Origin of the sequence: Kitasatospora sp. NPDC127035 (genome assembly GCF_042726075.1) — a bacterium.
Lineage (GTDB): Bacteria > Actinomycetota > Actinomycetes > Streptomycetales > Streptomycetaceae > Kitasatospora.
This window is the reverse complement of record NZ_JBHXDN010000016.1, coordinates 10,844-26,302: the sequence shown is the minus strand read 5'-3', so window position 1 is coordinate 26,302 and position 15,459 is coordinate 10,844. Positions and strand designations below refer to the sequence as shown.

Sequence of the window (15,459 nt, the reverse complement as noted above, 5' to 3'; positions counted from 1 at the left end):
GGCTCGCCGGCATTTCACCCCGACGAGGGCGTCGAGGGGCGCCGCGCCCTGGTGAACCTCTGCCGTCCGGTGCCGGCGGCGAGCTCGCCGAGGCGCTCGCCGATCACTGAGACGCCAGGACGGGGCTCCCGTTCGTAGTACCAGGGCTTGCGTCGGCGCAACAGGTCCTCACCGTGCTCGCTCCAGGTGAACCCGGGCTTTCGCAGCAGCTTCCGGAACACCGCGTCGACCGTCTCCGGGTGGGCAGCGGCCAAGCGGCGGATCGGCAGCGGCGCGATCGACTCCTCGCGCAGGTAGGCGCGCAGCACGTCCTGGTACTGACGGCGACCCGCGCGGGCCGGGTCGCCGAAGAGGCTCCGCAGCATCCCGTAGTCGGCGTAGAAATTGAGTCCGTCGACCTCGTCGTAGATGACGCCGACCGTGTCCGAGTCCGCGAGGGCTTGCGGCAGTGAGAAGGCCGGCAGATCGATTCCCGGCAACCGCCGTCCCCGGGCCCGCTCGGGCCGCTCGGCGACGGCGGCCTCCTGGCGGTGCCGGTAGTAGGCGTCGAGACGCTCTTCGACCTCGGCCGGCGGAAGGACCAGCTCGTCGCTGCCGCAGAACGAGATGAACGCGGCCCGGTCCTCCCGCATCGACGCCCATCCCTGCTCGATCTTCTCGGGGTTGCGGAAGACCAGTTCGGGGTGGCCGGTCGCCAACTGCAGGGCGGCCCGGGCGATGTCGGCGGCGCTGGACCTGGGGTAGTACGACATCGCCCCGGAGATCAGCCACGTCCCGTCTGCCGAGTGGACGGGCACGACGCACGCGAGGAGGAACCCGCCCTTCGACACTCCCCGGAACGCCGCCCGCCCGACGTTCGAGTACGTGCGGTACTCCAGGTCGTCGACCAGGTTCAGCAGGACGACGGCGTCCCCGTCCTTGCGCCGGACCTCGAAGACGCCCTCGACCGGGTCACGCCAGCCGAGCAGCATCGCCCGGTCGGCCTCGGTCAAGTCCCGCCGTGCGGCGACGAACCGGTCCACCACGGTCGAATCGCCCGGCAAGCGGTACCGGAGGATGAAGTGGTCGATGATCCGGATCGCCGCGCCCTCGTCCAACTGCCCTTCGGGGCCCGCCGCCTCCAGTAGGAGGGGGTTCAACCACCGCTCGAAGCGCGCGCTCTGGGCGAAGACGACGAGGTCGCCCTTGAGTTCGGAACTTCGCTCGATCAGACCTCGCAACGACGCCTCGTCCTCACTCCGTACGACAGCAGTCATGCGAGCCCTCCCGGTCTTGAGGTTCCGACCTACCTGCTCGTGCTCGTCGTAGGTGTCGACCGTCGCCTCGTCGACCAGTGCGGCGAGTTCTCGCCTGCTCAACGTGCCCATGGCGGCACGCTAGCCGATCTGCCCGGGCGCTCTCGCGCGCAGTCCGAAAGTGCGCCGATCCGCGCGCGTATCGTCATCCCATGCGCTCGAGTAGCGCTATCCTCCCCGTCCACCGGTGGGCCGAAGGGCAGATGGCCGCCCGGTCGGCGCTTCGGTCACAGAGCTCGTGAGACCGCGCCATCGGTAGGCCGAGCCAAGTCCCCAAGGGCGATGTCGGCGCCATGAGGTGATGGCACATCGAGACCGGCGTCCGGCCTCGCACGGTCGGAGTCGAACGACCGGGTGCGAAGACGTCAGATCGGCTCGATCGCGATGCGGCGGCGACACAGTCGGCGCAGGTCCTCGGGGTCACTGGTCACGATCGTCACATCGCCGTGTTCGAGGTGCGCGGTCGCTGCCAGCATCGCGTCGATGGCGTACTTGTGGCCGTGCAGCCCCTCGGACGCGAGCAGCTTGCTCGCCGCCCGTGCGATCTCTTCCGTGATCGGCCGCACCTTGGCCAGGGACACGGCGTGGTCGAACGCCGCCTGGGGCACCTTGGGGTCGCGTGCTTCGACCAGTGTGGCCGCGCTCGTCACGACCAGGAGGTCCAGCGTTCGCGCGACGTCCAGCCAAGCGGTCATGTCGCGCTCCCGGCGGGAGAGCTTGGACAGTGCCTCGCTGTCGAGCACGAGGGTGCCACTCACGCGGCGTCCGCCGGGGCGGTGTCTGCGCGGTGAGCGGCATGGTGCGCGCGGATGCGTTCGGCCTTGGCCGCCACGTCGGCCGCGTCGACCGGACCGTGCTCGGCCTCGGAGGCTGCGATGAACTCGTCGATGGCCTCGCGCTGGAGCTGCCGCTGCACAGCCTCCTCGATGTAGGAGGAGACGCCCTGCTTGCCGGCGCGCGCGCGAATCGCCTCCAAGGTCTCGGCTTGCAGGGAGACGCTGGTGACTCGGGTCTTGCCGGGGCGAGGCGTGTCCATAGCAGAAGTGTAGTACATGATGTGTGAGTGCGGCGGAGCGTCCGGCCCGCAGCCTTTCTCGCCCGCCACAGCCTGAACTGCGGGAGAACCCGTCGGGAGGGTCCGAAGTCCCGCCCGGCCTCAGATGGCGATGAGTCGCACGCGGGGGCCGCAGAGCCTGGCCATGTCGTCGACGTCGGAGGTGAGCATGGCTACCGGCCCCGGTTGCCGCAGCGCCATCTCTGCCACGGTCGCGTCGATCGCGTACTTGTGTCCGTGCAGTCCGGCCTGCTTCAGCAGCCTGGCCGAGGCCCGTGCGGCCTGATCGGTGACCGCCTCGACCTTGACCCGGGAGAGCGTCCAGTTCAGCCGGGCTTCGTTCACCCGGGCGTGCGTGACTTCGACGATCGTGTTCGCGCCGACCACGAAGTCGGCTCCCATGGTGTGGAAGACCTGAAGCATCGCCAACACGCCGCGGTCCTGGGTGATCCACGAGGACAGTCCCTCGGAGTCCAGCACGACCGTCTCGAAGCGTTCGGTCACGCGGCGCTCGCCGAGCCCGTCGACCCTGCGGAGCCGAAGATCCTGGCGTGCGCTTCGGACAGCTCCTCGTCGGTGAAGGCGCCCTGGTCGACCTGGTAGCGGCGGAGGTCGTCCGCGAGCAGTTGGTGGCGAATCCGGCGGGCGACTGCCTCCGCGACGTACCCGGAGACGTTGTCGGTGAGCCTTCTCAGCTCGTTCACCTGTTCTGTCGGGAGGGTGACGGTGATACGTGTGGTGGCAGCCATAAAGAGAGCATACTGCGATATGCGCCCGCGTGGGCGGTGCATCGGGCCGTAGGGTCGTTGCCATGCGCTTGAGCACGGTGATCCTGCCCATCCACCGGTGGGCCGAAGGACAGAAGATCTGGCGGCGGGCCGAGGACCTCGGGTTCCATGCCGCGTACACCTATGACCACCTGTCGTGGCGGTCGTTCCGGGACGAGCCGTGGTTCGGGGCGGTGCCGACGCTGACGGCGGCGGCCACGGCGACCGAGCGGATCCGCCTCGGCACGCTGGTCACCTCGCCGAACTTCCGGCATCCGGTGACGCTGGCGAAGGAGCTGATCACGGTCGACGACGTCTCGGGCGGGCGGCTGACCGTGGGGATCGGGGCCGGCGGGACCGGCTTCGACGCGACGGCGACCGGCCAGGAGGCGTGGTCGCCGCGGGAGCGGGCGGACCGGTTCGGGGAGTTCCTGCCGCTGCTGGACGAGCTGCTGCGCACCGATGCCACGACCCGCGAGGGTACGTACTACTCGGCGGTCGAGGCGCGGAACATCCCCGGCTGCGTGCAGACGCCGCGGGTGCCGTTCTACGTGGCGGCGACCGGACCGCGCGGGCTGAGGCTGGCGGCGGAGTACGGGCAGGGCTGGGTGACGTACGGGGACCCGCGCGGGCCGGCGGACGTGCCGGTGGAGCAGGCGCCGGCCGTGATCGCCGCGCAGATCGAGAAGCTCCGGGCGGCCTGCGGGGCGGCCGGGCGGGACGCCGGTGAGCTGGAGAAGGTGCTGCTCCAGGGGTCCACGGCGGAGAAGCCGCTGGCCTCGGTGGACGCCTTCGTCGACTGGGCGGGCAGGTACCGGGAGCTGGGGATCACCGAGCTGGTGATCCACTGGCCGGTGCCGGACTCGATCTTCGACAACGACCCGGCGGTGTTCGAGCGGATCGCCACCGAGGGCCTCGCCCAGCTGGGCTGACCGCGCGTCCGCAGGACCCGACGGCCACCGGCCGATCCCGCGCGCCGGGGGAGCCGGCCGGTGGCTCCGCGGGCGGGGTCCGCGCGGATCCCCTAGGGGACGACGGCCCGGGTGTCATACCGCAGCAGCAGACAGGCTCGTCATCGGAGCTCATGGCCCCGGTGGCGGGTGCGCACTACGTTGGGCCACGTGTCCACTGTCATCAAGACGGACGGCCTCACCAAGAGGTTCCCCCGGGTCACCGCCCTCGATCAGCTCACCGTAGAGGTTGAGCCCGGGGTGGTCGGTCTGGTGGGGGCGAACGGGGCGGGCAAGTCCACACTCATCAAGATCCTGCTCGGGCTGGCCCCGGCGACCTCGGGGACCGGGCAGGTGCTCGGTCTCGACATCGCCACCCAGGGCTCGGAGATCCGCGAGCAGGTCGGCTACATGCCGGAGCACGACTGCCTGCCGCCGGACGTGTCGGCCACCGAGTTCGTGGTGCACATGGCGCGGATGGCGGGGCTGCCCGCCGCCGCGGCGCGCGAGCGGACGGCGGACACGCTGCGGCACGTCGGGCTGTACGAGGAGCGCTACCGGCCCATGGGCGGGTACTCGACGGGCATGAAGCAGCGGGTCAAGCTGGCGCAGGCGCTGGTGCACGACCCGAAGCTGGTGCTGCTGGACGAGCCCACCAACGGGCTGGACCCGGTCGGCCGGGACGACATGCTGGCGCTGATCCGCCGCGTGCACACCGACTTCGGCATCTCGGTGCTGGTCACCACCCACCTGCTGGGTGAGCTGGAGCGGACCTGCGACCACCTGGTGATCATCGACGGCGGCAAGCTGCTGCGGTCCTCGTCGACGGCCTCCTTCACCGGTGCGACGGCCACCCTGGCGGTCGAGGTGACCGACCACCCGCAGGACGCGGGGCTGGACGCGAGCGCCGCCGTGCGCGCGCGGCTGGCCGCGGCCGGGCTCGCGGTGGAGACGGAGGGGCCGCGGATCCTGTTGGTCCGGCTGGCCGGCGACGACACGTACGACACCATCCGGGACGCGGTCGCGGGCCTCGGCCTGGGGCTGGTCCGGCTGGAGCAGCGCCGCCACCGGGTGGCCGAGCTGTTCACGGACGGCGGCGCGGGCAGTGGCGCCGACGGCGATGCGGACGGCGTCGCGGACAGGGCACCGGCCGGCGGCGACCGCCGGCAGAACGAGGGGGGTACCGCAGATGTCGCTGTCTCCTGACACCAGGCCGACCGACACCGGAGTCATCCACGACATCGGCTACCGGGGCTACGCAGGCCCCCGGCTGGGCCGGGCGTACGCCACGCGCTCGCTGTTCACCCAGAGCCTGCGCGCCGCGTACGGCCTCGGGCGGTCGGGCAAGTCCAAGGTGCTGCCGATGCTCGTGCTGGGCGCGGCCGCCGTGCCCGCCGTGATGATCGTCGTGATCACCGTCGTGGCCAGGCAGGACAAGCTGTCGATGGACTACGCGGAGTACCTGAGCGCGGTCGGGCTGGTCGTCTCGATCTTCCTCGCCTCGCAGGCGCCGGTGCTGTTCTCGCGGGACCTCCGGCACCACACCGTGCCGCTGTACTTCTCCCGCCCGATCACCCGCGCCGACTACGTCCGGGCCAAGTACGCCGCGATGGTCTGCGCCCAACTGCTCCTGATGCTGGTGCCGTTGCTGGTGCTGTACGTCGGTGCGCTGCTGAGCGGGCTGAGCTTCGGCCACGAGACCGAGCACTTCCTGTACGGCTTGACCGCGGCGGTCCTGTACGCGCTGGTGCCGACCTCGATCGCGGTGGTCATCGCCGCCGCCACGCCGCGGCGCGGCTTCGGGGTGGCCGCGATCATGGGCTACCTGGCGGTGAGCACGGTGGTCGTCGCGATCGTGATCGGGATCAGCGGCACCACCGCCGACGGAGGGGCCTCGGACTCCGCGCAGTGGGCCGCGCTGCTCTCGCCGGGAGCGCTCGTGGAGAGCCTGACCAACCAGGTGTTCGACCTCGGCAGCGGTCCCGAGCGGCTGCACGCGCCGGGCGGGCTGGGTGTGGTCGTCTTCGCCGCCGTCGCCGCCGTGATGGTCGCGGGTTCGTACCGGCTGCTGCTGCGCCGCTACCGCGGCATCTGATCAACCGAGTATCTGAGAGGGCGCCATGGCCACCATCACCATCGACAAGGTTTCCCGCTGGTTCGGGAACGTGGTCGCCGTCAACGACGTCAGCATGGCGATCGGTCCCGGTGTCACGGGTCTGCTCGGTCCCAACGGTGCCGGGAAGTCGACCCTCATCCACATGATGAGCGGATTCCTCGCTCCCTCCACCGGGGCGGTCACCCTGGACGGCGCGCCGATCTGGCGCAACCAGCAGGTGTACCGCCAGATCGGGCTCGTCCCCGAGCGGGAGTCGATGTACGACTACCTCACCGGTTGGGAGTTCGTGCTCGCCAACGCCGAACTGCACGGACTCCCCCACCCGGGTGCCGCCGCCCGCAAGGCGCTGGCCCTGGTCGAGATGGAGTACGCGCAGGAGCGGAAGACCGGCACCTACTCCAAGGGCATGAAACAGCGCGTCAAGATGGCGTCGGCCCTGGTCCACGACCCCGCCGTGCTGCTGCTCGACGAACCGTTCAACGGGATGGACCCGCGGCAGCGGCTCCAGCTGATGGAGCTGCTGCGCCGGTTCGGGGCGGACGGCCGCACGGTGCTGTTCTCCTCGCACATCCTGGAGGAGGTCGAGCAGCTGGCCCGGCACATCGAGGTCGTCGTGGCCGGGCGGCACGCCGCCTCCGGCGACTTCCGGAAGATCCGCCGGCTGATGACCGACCGCCCGCACCGCTACCTGGTCCGCTCCAGCGACGACCGCCGGCTGGCGTCGGCGCTCATCGCCGACCCGTCGACGGCCGGCATCGAGCTCGACCTCCAGGAGAAGGCGCTGCGCATCCAGGCGGTGAACTTCCAGGGGTTCACCACCCTGTTGCCGAAGGTCGCCCAGCAGGCGGGCATCCGGCTGTACACCGTGGCGCCCGCGGACGAGTCGCTGGAGAGCGTCTTCTCGTACCTCGTCTCCGCCTAGCCCCCGGCGTACCGGCCCGGAGCCGCACGCACAGCCGCACCCGGCTCCGCAGCCGGATCCGGACGCGTGAACCGGAACCGCACGCCGAACCGGACCCACACGGACCCCAGGAAGGCCGACCCACCATGAACCCGACCGTCGCCAGGCTGACGCTGCGCGGCCTGCTGGGCCGCCGCCGCGGCTTGCTGCTGCTGGTGGTCCCCGCCCTGCTGCTGCTCGTCTCGGCGATCGCCGCCGGCGCCAGCGGGGACAAGCACGACCTGACCGTCAAGATCCTCGGCCAGCTCGGCCTCGGCACCCTGCTGCCGATCCTCGGCCTGGTCGTCGGCACCGGCGCCATCGCCACCGAGATCGACGACGGTTCGATCGTCTACCTGCTGGCGAAGCCGCTGCCCCGCTGGAAGATCATCACCACCAAGCTGGTGGTGGCGATCGGTACCACCTGGGTCTTCGCGGCCGTCCCGACGCTGCTCGCCGGGCTGCTGCTGTACGGCACCCGGGACGGCCTGGCGGTCGGCTACACCGTGGCCACGCTGGTGGCCGGGGCCGCGTACAGCTCGCTGTTCCTGCTGCTCGGCGTGGTCACCCGGCACGCGGTGGTGGCCGGCCTGGCGTACGCGCTGGTCTGGGAGTCGCTGATCGGCAACTTCGTCGAGGGCGCCCGGACGCTCAGCGTCCAGCAGTGGGGGCTGTCGGTGGCCAAGGCGGTGGCCGAGGAGGGCGCGATCACCGCGGACGTGGCGCTCGGCGTGGCCGTGCCGCTGCTGCTGGTGGCCACCGTGGCGGCGGCGGTGTTCGCCTCGGTGCGGCTGGCCGGGCTGACCCTGGCGAGCGAGGAGTAGCCCCGGGAGGGCGACGCACGCCGGGCCCCGGGCCGGGCGGAGCGACGGAAGCGGAGCGAGGACGGGGTCGGCCCCGGCAGCTGCTGCCGGGGCCGACCCTCGTGCGGCCGCCGTCGCGGACCGTGCGGTCGCCTCAGAGCGTGCGGTTGCGTCCGGCGCCCCAGCCGGCGGCGGCGACCACGGTGACCAGCACCAGCATCAGCGCCAGCGGCACGGTCCAGCCGCCGGTCAGCTGGCGCAGGGCGCCGGCACCGACCGGACCGGCCGCGGCGACCAGGTAGCCGATCGCCTGCGACATCCCGCCCAGCTGGGCGGCTCCGGCGACACTGTCGGTCCGCAGCACGATGAAGGCGAGCCCGAGGCCGAGCGAACCGCCCTGGGCGACGCCCAGGATGGTGGCCGCCACCCACGCGCCCGGCACCGGCGCGATCAGCAGGACGGCGACGCCGACCCCGTTCAGCACGGCCATCACGAGGGCGAGCGCCCGCTGGCTGGTCATCCGGCCGGCCATCAGCGGGACGAGGAAGGCGCCGACCACCTGCACCAGGTTGGAGTAGGCGAAGACCAGGCCGGCCTCGCCGCGGTCCATCCCCTGGTCGGCCAGGATGGTCGGCATCCAGGCGACCAGGGTGTAGACCAGCAGCGACGAGATGCCCATGAAGAGGCTGATCTGCCAGGCCAGCGGCGAGCGCCAGATTCCCTCGATCGGCCGGTTCGCCGAAGCCGGGCCGGTCGCAGCCGTCGCGGTCGCGGTCGCGGTCGCCCTCGCGGTCGCCGTCACCGCCGAGGGACCCGTCGGGTCGGCGGCCGTCCGGCCGGCCCGCGCCCGCAGCACCTGCGGCAGCCAGGCCACCGCGGCGACCAGGGCGAGCAGCGACCAGGCGCCGAGCGAGGCCTGCCACCCGCCTCCGAGCACGTGCTCCAACGGCACCGACGTACCGGCCGCGAGCGTCGCGCCGACCAGCATGGTGGTCGAGTAGACGCCGGTCATCGCGGCGGCCCTGCCCGGGAACTCGCGCTTGACCAGGCCGGGCATGGAGACGTTCAGCACGGCGATGGCCACGCCGATCACCACGCACCCGGCGTACAGCGCGGACACCGAGGGCAGCACCCGCAGCAGCACGCCCGCGCCGAGCACGAGCACCGCGCCCAGCACCACCCGCTCGGTGCCGAACCGCCGGGTCAGCCGGGGGGTGAGCGGCGCGCCGACGCCCTGGAAGAGCACCGGCACGGTGGTGATCAGACCGCTCGCGGTGGCGGACAGCCCGAAGGTGCGCTGGATCTCCCCGACCATCGGGGACACCGCCGCCAGGCAGGCGCGCATGTTCAGGGCGACCAGCAGGATGCCGGTCAGCAGCAGCGCGGGGTGGGCCAGCCGGCTGCGGACGGGGAGCGCGGAGGAGGTGGTGACCACCGGCTGCTGGGCACGGGTGACGGCCATGGGGCGTGCTGCTCTTTCGGGAAACGGTTCCGGGAACGCCGAAGGGCGGGATGCCGAGGGGCGGGAACGCGGAGGGCGGAAGGGGCGGGCGCGGAGGGGCGGGCGCGGAGGGGCTCGGGGCCGCTTACTTCCGGGCCGCGATGGCGGCGAGGAGCTGCTCGACGGCCGCGGTCGGCTCGGCGAGCAGCGCGCGACAGGCCGCTTCGGCGCGGTCCGGGTCACCGCTCTCGATCGCGTCCACCAGCGCCTCGTGGGTGGCGACGACCACCTCGGGCATCTCGTGGTCGCCGAACGCCGTCCGCATCGACTCGCGCACCGAGGCGCCGAAGTAGCGGTACACCTCGGCCAGCGCCGGGTTGTGCGCGGCCTCGACGACGGCGGTGTGGAACTCCAGGTCGTGCTCGACGGTCGCCTCGCGGCCGGCCCGCTCGGGGTGCGCCGCGATCACCTCGACCTCACGGGCCAGCGCGGCCCGCATCCGGACGATGTCCTCGGGGGTGTGCCGCAGCGCGGCCAGCCGGGCGCCCTCGGCCTCCAGCGCGGCCCGGACCTCCAGGACGTCGCGGACGCCGGAGCGCTGGACGCCGCGCAGGACGGACGCCGGGTCACTGGTGGAGCGCACGAAGGTGCCCTCGCCCTGACGGGAGACCAGCATGCCCGCGTGCGCCAGCACCCGGATCGCCTCCCGGACGGTGTTCCGTCCGACGCCCAGCCGCTCGGCGAGTTCGTGTTCGGTCGGGATCTGCGACCCGACCGGCCAGACACCGGAGCTCAGCTGCTCGCGCAGCTGCTCGATCGCGGTGTCCACGAGGGAGCGCCGCCCGGCGGTCTGCAGCGTGTCGTTGCTGCTGTTCGCACTGGTCACGGCGGTTCCTCCCCGGTCTGCGGCTGCCCTGGAGGAGCCGGTCATCGGTCATCCTACAACTGCTTGCCCGGTCATCCTACAACTGGGGATGAACGCCGGGGGAACCGTTGCGTCCGAACCGGCACACCCGGTCGGCGAGGTCGGGCCCGGGCCGGTGACGGCGGCGGGGCCGGGAGCCGCCGGGCCGGGTCCCCGGTGCGGCCCCGGCCCGTCCGATCAGGTCGCGTCGCGCGGGGTCCGGTTCGAGATCCCGTTCCGGTAGGGGATCTCGAACCGCCCCCACACGTCGGAGGGCGAACCGTCGGCGTCCTCGAACCGGTTCTCGGCCCCCCTCCCGGTCGGAACGGCGAACCAGGTCGCGTCGTCGGGGTCGACCTCCAGGCCCAGTGCCGCGGAGATCTCCGCCAGGGCCGAGGCGAGGCGGGGGCCGTTCGCGGCGAACACCGCGTCCTGGCCGCGCCCGCGGAGGTCGAACGGCAGCCAGGCGTCGGAGTGCGTCGTGAGTCCCACGTTGAAGAACCCCTCGGACGCCTCCGCCCCCAGGGTGAACAGCCCCTCCGCCGCCCGGGCGCCGCGGCCGGTCTCCACGATGCCGTCGCAGGACGCGAACAGTTCGACGGTGCCGATCTCGCCGGGGGCGAGAGCCGCCTTGATCTGCGCCGTCAGCGACTCGGGAGCCCCCGAGTCCACCACGGCGAGTGCGCCGACCCGGAAGTCCGACCGGACCAGGAAGTTCCGGCGACCCGGCTGCGGAACGGACACGGCCACCCGCCCCAGGCACGGGGTGCCCAGCCGGTGCCGGTCGAGGGCCCGCAGGGCCAGGACGAACCGGCGCACGGCCTCGCCCACCAGGTCGGTCCGGTGTCCGGGTTCACCCCAGGACCATCGCGCTACGGGCGTGCTGGCGATCAAGGACGGCCTCCAGGCATGAAGTTGGCGCCGGGTGGATACGTGATCGTGCCGTCCTCGACGCGGGGTCCGCCAGGCTCCCCCTGGTGTCGACGACGAACGGGCGTGACGAAGATATGACGTACCCGGGCGCTCGGGTGGTTGCCCTCGTGGCGGTGGAACCGTGCGTCCGGCGTTCGGCCCCGGCCCGGCGGCCGGCTCCGACGACGAGCGGCCCCTGAGGCCGGCCCTACCGGTGGTCTGGTATGACGGAGCCGGTCCACACCCCTGATTCGAGGAGAGCGTCCGCATGGTGTTCAAGAAGCTGCTCGGTGCCCTGGGCGTCGGCGGTCCCGGCGTCGACACCGTTCTGACCACGCCGGTCGTGCAGCCCGGTGGGACCCTGCAAGGGACGGTCGAGCTGACCGGGGGGACGGTGGAGGCCGACATCCGGGGGATCACGCTGACGCTGGTCGCCCGGGTGGAGGTCGAGCACGAGGAGGGCGAGAGCACCGGGCTGTACCCGTTCGCCCGCTTCTCGGTGACCCAGCCGCTGAAGCTGGCCCCGGGCGAGAACCGGTCCGTCCCGTTCGCCGTCCAGGTGCCGTGGGAGACGCCGGTCACCACCATCGCGGGGCAGCGCCTCCACGGCATGCAGCTGGGCGTGCGGACCGAGGTCGACATCGCGGGCGCGCTGGACAAGGGCGACTCCGACCCGCTGGAGGTCGAGCCGCTGCCGGCCCAGCGCCGCATCCTGGAGTCGCTGCTCCAGCTCGGCTTCCGGTTCCGCTCGGCCGACCTGGAGGCCGGGCACATCCGCGGCACCGCTCAGACGCTGCCCTTCTACCAGGAGATCGAGTACTCCTCGGCGCCGCAGTACGCGCACGCCTGCAACTCGCTGGAGGTCAGCTTCGTCACCACCGCCCACCGGGTGGAGGTGGTCCTGGAGGCGGACAAGCGCGGCGGGCTGTTCGGGGGCGGCGGGGACGTGATCCGCACCCACGCGATCGACCACGGCCAGGCCGACCAGGACCTCACCGCGCTGGTCGACGGCTGGATCCGCTCGGCGCTCTGATTCGCTCGGCGCTCTGATCCCGTCGGTACGGCGGCCAGGCCAGGCCAGGCCAGGCCAGGCCATACCTGAGCCGCTGACCCGACCCGACCCGACCTGACCCCCGGCCCCGGACGGGCCGGGGGTCAGCCGTAGGAGACGTTGCCGCAGATGTCGTCGTCGCCGGACCGGGCCTCGTTGACCACCTCGGCGGGCAGCGGGACCGGGGCACCGGACGAACCGCCGGCGGATGCGGACGTGGACGCCGAGGCGGCCGAGGCGGCGGCACCGGCGGCGTAGTCCCGGCCGAGCAGCACGCTGATCCCGGCCGCCTGACCGGGCGTCACCGCCGCGCCGGGGAACAGGGCGGCGACCTTCTCCGCACCGGCCCGCTGTCCGGTCCCGTACTCGACCGTGGTGGTCGCCCGGGCGGTGTTGCTCGCGCTGCGCACCCCGGTGACGGTGACCCGGGCCGCCCGGAGCGTCTCGGCGGCCCGGGCGGCCAGGCCGGGGGCGGTGGTGCCGTTGAGGACCGCGACCCGGATCGGCGGGCCGTCGGTGGTGAGCGGCGAGGGCGAGGGCGACGCCGCGGGGGAGGGTGCCTCGGGGGGCGGCGAGCCGGGTGCGTCGTCCTGCCGGCCGGTGGCGTCCTGGCCGTCGATGGTCCGGTCGGCCTGGAGGGTGTTCCACAGGCTGTCGACCGCCGGGTGGACCAGGTCGATCCGCGCGCCGTTGTAACGCCACGGCGTGGTCAGGAACTTGACGTCGTGCAGGTCGATGTCCTGCAGCGAGAGGGCGAAGTCCACCAGCTTGGCCGCCGAGTCGAGCCCCGGATCCACGGTCATCGACCGGGTCGCCGCGTCGGCCAGCGGCAGCAGCGTTCCGGGGCTCAGGCCCTGGCTCTTGATCTTGGCCAGCAGTGAGGACAGGAAAGCCTGCTGACGCTTCATCCGGCCGATGTCGGAGTCGTCCCCGATGCCGTGCCGCAGCCGGACGTAGTCCAGGGCCTGCTGGCCGGAGACCCGCTGGCGGCCCTTGGCGAGCACCACTTTGCCCTTCCGGCCCAGGCCGGGGTTGATGTTCCCCTCGTGGATGTCGTTGGGCAGGCAGACGTCGACCCCGCCGACCGCCCCGGTCATCGCGGCGAAACCCTGGAAGTTGACCTCGATCGTGTGGTCGACGCGGATGCCGGTGAGCTTCTCCACGGTGTTCTGCGTGCAGGCCGGGTTGCCGGACTCCGTGTTGCCCACCGAGAAGGCCGAGTTGAACATCTGTCCGGGCTGTTCCTTGGTCCACTTCCCGTTCGGGAGCCGGCACCGGGGGACGGTCACGAGGGCGTCGCGCGGGATGGAGATGCCCACCGCGTGCCGGTGGTCGGCGTAGACGTGCAGCAGGATCGTGGTGTCGGAGCGGGCGCCGCCCTCGTTGCCGCCGCCGAGGTCGCTGTTCCGTCCGGCGCGCGAGTCGGAGCCGATCAGCAGCACGTTGACGGGCCGGTTGCCGTGGGCGTCGGGGGCTGGCGCGGGCGGACGGTCGGTGGCGATGGCGTCCGGGTCGAACGAGCGGATGTTGCCGTTCAGTTTGTAGTACACCGCGCCGCCTGCACCGGCCAGGACGACGAGCACCCCGGCCACCGACCAGGCGATGATCCGCCGGGCGCCGCGCCGCGCGTTCCGGGCGGGGTGCCGGCGGGTGTTCCGCGGTCCCTCCGGCCGGGCGTCCCGGCCCGGCCGGCCTCCGGCCCACCCGTCGGGGCCGACCCGCCCGGGCCGGCCCTGGACGCCGCCGCCCTGGACACCGATGCCCTGAACGGTGCCGCCCTGGACGCCGCTGCCCTGCGTGGTGCTGCGCTGGGCGGTCTTGCCCGGAGTGCCCCGGCTCTGGGCGGCCCGACGGGCCTCGGCCCGGCCGCCGGGGCGCGGTGCCGGCACGCGGCCGGGACCCTCCTCGGACCGGTCGGTCCGGACGCCTCCGTCGGCGCGCCGTCGCCCGCCCGGTTCCGGCAGGCTCTCGCTCCACTGGCCTGACATGGCGCGGACCTCTCAGCGGCGGAAGCGGCAACCCTGGGAGCATACAAACTTCTCCGGTGCCGCTCGGCCGCCGAACCCGGCCGCGCCGGTCCGACCCGCCGGTTCGCCGTCACGACTCACTCCAACGGCTGAACCGGGAGGCCCGCCGGCGGAGTTCACCCCAACGGGTAGAGACGCTCCAGCACGGCCGCGACGCCGTCCTCGTCATTGCTCACGGTGACCTCGTCGGCGACCGCCAGCAGCTCCTGGTGCGCGTTGGCCATGGCGACGCCGTGCGCGGCCCAGCCGAACATCGGCACGTCGTTGGGCATGTCGCCGAAGGCGATGGTGTCGGCGGCGGTCACGCCGAGCCGCCGGGCGGCGACGGCCAGCCCGGTGGCCTTGGAGAGACCGACCGGCAGCAGTTCGACGATGCCCGCACCGGCCATCACCACGCCGACCAGATCGCCCGCGGCGCGGCGGGCGGCCTCGGCGAGGGCGTCGTCGGTCAGGCTGCGGTGCTGGATGTACAGCTTGGAGATCGGGGCGGTGAGCAGCTCGTCCTTGGCGGCCCGGACGACCGGCAGGTCGGAGCCGATCTGCAGCTGGTACCCGGGGCCGGCCAGGACGGCGCCCTCCAGACCGTCCTGGTTGGCGGCGACGGCCAGCGGGCCGGTCTCCGCCTCGATCTTGGCGATGGCCAGCGCGGCCACCTGCCGGTCCAGGGTGAGCGAGGTGAGCAGCTTGTGCGCGCCCGCGTCGTAGACCTGGGCGCCCTGGCCGCAGACCGCTATGCCCCGGTAGCCGATCTCGTCGAAGACCGGGCGGGCCCAGGGGGCCGAGCGGCCGGTGACGATGATGTGGAGCGCCCCGGCACCGGTGGCGGTGGCCAGCGCGGCGCGGGTGCGCGCGGAGACCGTCTCCGCACTGCTCAGCAGGGTGCCGTCGAGGTCGGTCGCGACCAGCCGGAAGGGCAGGCCGCCGCCGCCGTCGGCGGGGGAGACGGGGCTGGGGCTGGTGGTGCTCATGGGCCGTACGTCTCCCGGGAGTTGCTTCGGGTGTCACCGCGGTGTTCCGCCGACCCGCGGTGCTGTGCTGCTGGTCCTGCCGTCCTGCGGGGCCGCTGCGCCTGAGGTGCCGCGCTCCTGCGGGACGACGGTCGTCCTGCGGTCCGCGGTGGCGGGGGGGTGTGGGCCCCCCCCCCCCCCCCCCGGGGGGGACTGTTAGGGGGCCCGGCCCAGTGGCTGTTAAACAAAAAA

General features: G+C 72.7%; 16 protein-coding genes. 6 read left to right on the top strand and 10 right to left on the bottom strand.

Annotated features, from left to right (window positions below; all coding sequences use genetic code 11):
• Nucleotides 1-14: 14 nt before the first annotated feature.
• The 5 genes from ACFWIC_RS13875 to ACFWIC_RS13855 form a co-directional block, all read right to left on the bottom strand.
• Entirely contained in the window at nucleotides 15-1,367 is a 1,353-nt protein-coding gene (locus ACFWIC_RS13875; protein WP_380518399.1) for a hypothetical protein, read from the bottom strand.
• Nucleotides 1,368-1,660: 293 nt separating this feature from the next.
• Nucleotides 1,661-2,053 (bottom strand): PIN domain-containing protein, encoded by a 393-nt coding sequence (locus tag ACFWIC_RS13870; RefSeq protein WP_380518397.1) that lies wholly within the window; start codon nucleotides 2,051-2,053, stop codon nucleotides 1,661-1,663.
• Nucleotides 2,050-2,331 carry a hypothetical protein gene (locus ACFWIC_RS13865; protein WP_329949674.1) on the bottom strand — a complete coding sequence of 94 codons (282 nt, stop codon included), beginning with the start codon at nucleotides 2,329-2,331 and terminating at the stop codon, nucleotides 2,050-2,052. The genes ACFWIC_RS13870 and ACFWIC_RS13865 overlap by 4 nt, the downstream gene beginning before the upstream one ends.
• A 120-nt stretch (nucleotides 2,332-2,451) precedes the next feature.
• Nucleotides 2,452-2,853: a DNA-binding protein gene (locus ACFWIC_RS13860; protein ID WP_380518394.1), complete on the bottom strand. Its 402-nt coding sequence runs from the start codon at nucleotides 2,851-2,853 to the stop codon at nucleotides 2,452-2,454.
• Entirely contained in the window at nucleotides 2,850-3,098 is a 249-nt protein-coding gene (locus ACFWIC_RS13855) for a hypothetical protein (protein WP_380518392.1), read from the bottom strand. The genes ACFWIC_RS13860 and ACFWIC_RS13855 overlap by 4 nt, the downstream gene beginning before the upstream one ends.
• A gap of 62 nt (nucleotides 3,099-3,160) precedes the next feature.
• Between ACFWIC_RS13855 and ACFWIC_RS13850 the strand changes: the two genes are divergently transcribed.
• From ACFWIC_RS13850 to ACFWIC_RS13830, 5 genes are all read left to right on the top strand, one after another.
• Complete coding sequence (locus tag ACFWIC_RS13850) at nucleotides 3,161-4,048, top strand: LLM class flavin-dependent oxidoreductase (RefSeq protein WP_380518389.1); 888 nt, start codon at nucleotides 3,161-3,163, stop codon at nucleotides 4,046-4,048.
• Nucleotides 4,049-4,237: 189 nt separating this feature from the next.
• Nucleotides 4,238-5,272, top strand: coding sequence for an ABC transporter ATP-binding protein (locus ACFWIC_RS13845; protein ID WP_380518386.1), 1,035 nt, complete (start codon nucleotides 4,238-4,240; stop codon nucleotides 5,270-5,272).
• Nucleotides 5,256-6,161: an ABC-2 transporter permease gene (locus tag ACFWIC_RS13840; protein WP_329949679.1), complete on the top strand. Its 906-nt coding sequence runs from the start codon at nucleotides 5,256-5,258 to the stop codon at nucleotides 6,159-6,161. The genes ACFWIC_RS13845 and ACFWIC_RS13840 overlap by 17 nt, the downstream gene beginning before the upstream one ends.
• 25 nt (nucleotides 6,162-6,186) lie before the next feature.
• Nucleotides 6,187-7,104: an ABC transporter ATP-binding protein gene (locus tag ACFWIC_RS13835; RefSeq protein WP_329949680.1), complete on the top strand. Its 918-nt coding sequence runs from the start codon at nucleotides 6,187-6,189 to the stop codon at nucleotides 7,102-7,104.
• 125 nt (nucleotides 7,105-7,229) lie between these two features.
• Nucleotides 7,230-7,946, top strand: a complete 717-nt coding sequence (locus tag ACFWIC_RS13830; RefSeq protein WP_329949681.1) for an ABC transporter permease — start codon at nucleotides 7,230-7,232, stop codon at nucleotides 7,944-7,946.
• A gap of 133 nt (nucleotides 7,947-8,079) precedes the next feature.
• On the opposite strand, the gene ACFWIC_RS13825 is transcribed toward ACFWIC_RS13830, so the two are convergent.
• The 3 genes from ACFWIC_RS13825 to ACFWIC_RS13815 all read right to left on the bottom strand — a co-directional run bounded on the left by ACFWIC_RS13825 (nucleotide 8,080) and on the right by ACFWIC_RS13815 (nucleotide 11,164).
• Nucleotides 8,080-9,387, bottom strand: coding sequence for a CynX/NimT family MFS transporter (locus ACFWIC_RS13825; protein WP_380518381.1), 1,308 nt, complete (start codon nucleotides 9,385-9,387; stop codon nucleotides 8,080-8,082).
• A 124-nt stretch (nucleotides 9,388-9,511) separates the two neighbouring features.
• Entirely contained in the window at nucleotides 9,512-10,252 is a 741-nt protein-coding gene (locus ACFWIC_RS13820) for a FadR/GntR family transcriptional regulator (protein WP_329884694.1), read from the bottom strand.
• Nucleotides 10,253-10,468: 216 nt separating this feature from the next.
• Nucleotides 10,469-11,164 carry a hypothetical protein gene (locus ACFWIC_RS13815; protein ID WP_380518377.1) on the bottom strand — a complete coding sequence of 232 codons (696 nt, stop codon included), beginning with the start codon at nucleotides 11,162-11,164 and terminating at the stop codon, nucleotides 10,469-10,471.
• 286 nt (nucleotides 11,165-11,450) lie between these two features.
• On the opposite strand from ACFWIC_RS13815, the gene ACFWIC_RS13810 reads away from it, so the two are divergent.
• Nucleotides 11,451-12,215, top strand: coding sequence for a sporulation protein (locus tag ACFWIC_RS13810; RefSeq protein ID WP_329949685.1), 765 nt, complete (start codon nucleotides 11,451-11,453; stop codon nucleotides 12,213-12,215).
• 122 nt (nucleotides 12,216-12,337) lie between these two features.
• On the opposite strand, the gene ACFWIC_RS13805 is transcribed toward ACFWIC_RS13810, so the two are convergent.
• Nucleotides 12,338-14,122 carry an LCP family protein gene (locus tag ACFWIC_RS13805; RefSeq protein ID WP_380518374.1) on the bottom strand — a complete coding sequence of 595 codons (1,785 nt, stop codon included), beginning with the start codon at nucleotides 14,120-14,122 and terminating at the stop codon, nucleotides 12,338-12,340.
• Between the two features lie 254 nt (nucleotides 14,123-14,376).
• Nucleotides 14,377-15,228 (bottom strand): HAD family hydrolase, encoded by an 852-nt coding sequence (locus ACFWIC_RS13800; RefSeq protein ID WP_380518371.1) that lies wholly within the window; start codon nucleotides 15,226-15,228, stop codon nucleotides 14,377-14,379.
• Nucleotides 15,229-15,459 lie beyond the last annotated feature (231 nt).